General features: G+C 59.8%; 2 protein-coding genes. Both read left to right on the top strand.

All coding sequences use genetic code 11. The features are described 5' to 3' along the window. The coding region (locus HUJ17_RS12485) for a DNA topoisomerase (RefSeq protein ID WP_290510998.1) at positions 1-1,851 on the top strand (1,851 nt) is incomplete at its 5' end. A 194-nt stretch (positions 1,852-2,045) separates the two neighbouring features. Beyond that, on the top strand, positions 2,046-2,569 hold a 524-nt coding region (locus tag HUJ17_RS12480; RefSeq protein ID WP_290510997.1), incomplete at its 3' end, for a hypothetical protein.

The following is a 2,569-nucleotide window of genomic DNA, read 5'->3' as shown; positions in this document are numbered from 1 at the left end:
TTTATTACCTCCACCCTGCAGCAGGCGGCCAGCACTCGCCTGGGTTTCGGGGTGAAGAAGACCATGATGATGGCTCAGCGTCTCTACGAGGCCGGTCACATCACCTACATGCGTACCGATTCTACCAATCTGAGCGCAGATGCCGTTTCCGCCTGCCGGGACTGGATTGGCGAGAAGTTGGGCGACAAGTACCTGCCCGAGAAGCCGTTATCCTACAGCAGCAAGGAGGGCGCCCAGGAAGCGCACGAAGCGATTCGCCCCTCCGATGTGCGCCGCACCTCCGACTCCCTCAAGGACATGGAGCGTGATGCCCAGCGGCTCTACGAACTGATCCGTCGCCAGTTTATTGCCTGCCAGATGCCCCCGGCGGAATACCTGAGCACCACGCTAACCGCCACCGGCAATGACTACGAGCTGAAAGCCAAGGGGCGCATCATGAAGTTCGACGGCTGGACCCGCATCCAGCCTCCGGCTTCGCGCAAGGGTCAGGAAGATACCCTGCTGCCGGATGTGAAAGAGGGCGACACCCTGACCATCGACCAGGTGGATATCGATCAGCATTTCACCAAACCGCCGGCCCGTTTCACTGAAGCCAGCCTGGTGAAGGAGCTGGAAAAGCGTGGCATTGGTCGCCCATCCACCTACGCGGCCATTATTTCCACCATTCAGGATCGTGGCTATGTGCGCCAGGACAATCGTCGTTTCTACGCGGAAAAAATGGGCGATATCGTTACTGACCGTCTGGCGGAAAACTTTCCCAACCTGATGGATTACAGCTTTACCGCCCGCATGGAAGAAACCCTGGATGAAATCGCCGAGGGCCGCCGTAACTGGCAGGATGTGCTTGACGAATTCTACCGTGACTTCGTGGGCAAACTGGAAGCCGCTCAGGGCGAGGGCAGTGGCAAGCAGGCCATCGGCGGTATGCGTGCCAACTTGCCCACGGATACCGATATCGAATGCCCCAAGTGCGGGCGCCCCATGCAGATTCGTACCGGTTCCACCGGAGTCTTCCTGGGCTGTTCAGGTTACAGCCTGCCCCCGAAGGAGCGCTGCACCGCCACCCTCAATCTGCTGCCTGGCGAAGAAGCCGAGTCGGTGAACGCCGATGACGAGGAAGCGGAAGCCAAGGAACTGCGTAACAAGAAGCGTTGCCAGAAGTGCGGCACGGCGATGGAAAACTACCTGATCGACGAGAAGCGCAAGCTGCACATCTGCGGTAACAACCCGGATTGTGATGGCTACGTGGTCGAGAAGGGCGAGTTCCGCATCAAGGGTTACGATGGCCCGGTACTGGAGTGCGAAAAGTGTGGCAATGAGATGCAGCTGCGCACTGGTCGTTTCGGTAAGTTTTTCAAGTGCACCAACGAAGCATGCGGCAACACCCGCAAGCTGCTCAAAAGTGGCGAGCCGGCACCGCCGCGGGCGGACCCGATTCCCATGCCGCACCTCAAGTGCGAGAAATATGATGACGACCACTATCTGCTGCGCGATGGTGCTTCCGGCCTGTTCCTGGCGGCCAGCAAATTCCCGAAAAACCGGGAAACCCGGCCTCCCTTGATTCTGGAAATCCAGAGTGTTGCCGAGCAGCTCGATCCCAAGCACAAGTACCTGGCTGAGGCGCCAGCGAAAGACCCGGACGGCAATCCCGGGGTGCTGCGCTACAGCCGCAAGGCCAAAGAGCAGTACGTGATGAGCGAGATCGACGGCAAGGCCACCGGCTGGATGGCCTTCTACCGGGACGGCAAATGGGTCGAGGAACAGACCAAGAAGAAGGCGCCCGCGAAAAAGAAAGCGGCAGCCAAGAAGAAGGCCCCGGCCAAGAAAAAGGCCGCTACCAAGAAATCTTGATCTGAACCCGATGCGGGTCATTCGCGATGCGAGCATCGCTTCCCACAAACCCACAGGTTTGTGGGAAGTATGTCGAAGATGCCCTGTGGGTACTTGCATGACGAATAGCGCGCTGTGGCGCAGTAATTTTCAATTTGAGACTCGCCCGATGCGCGATTCAAAAGCGGCGAGCCTGTATAAACGAGTACTATCCCATGTCCCGAATGGTCCGAGAAAATGCCGTCAGTGGTCTGCGCGAGCGGATCTACTTTGCTCAGGCCCTGCTGCGCCAACTCACCCGTGAACAGGCTGGTGCGGTGCCTGCGGTACGCCTGGCCCTGCGCGGTGCAGTGGTATTTCATCTCTATTCGGCGCTGGTCGGCCTGGCTCGCCAGTCTGCCAGCACCTATCAGGTAGCCGGTGCCGACCATTTGTTCAGCCTGGCCGCCCTGGTGCAGGCATTTCGTGATTCTGAAGTGGAAGCCCCGGAAATGGCTATCCTCGGCCAGGCCCTGGCCGACCGCGCGGACCTGATCGCCTGGCTGGACGGTGAAATGCAGAACGCCATGGGCGCCGCCGGTCTGGCCCGCCGCCCAACGCCGCCCAGCGACGCCAACGCCCTCAACCTGATGGCCGAAGATCGCTACGCCCCCCTGGCAGAAGGCGATCTGGAGCGCCTGAGCAATGCCATCCAGCGGGTCAGCGAGCTGGTGGAGCATTGTGTGGGGTATCTGGAAGA

It is taken from the genome of Alcanivorax sp., from assembly GCF_014762765.1.
Taxonomy (GTDB): Bacteria; Pseudomonadota; Gammaproteobacteria; order Pseudomonadales; family Alcanivoracaceae; genus Alcanivorax.
The sequence above is the reverse complement of the archived record's forward strand: the minus strand, read 5'-3'. Positions and strand labels throughout refer to the sequence as shown.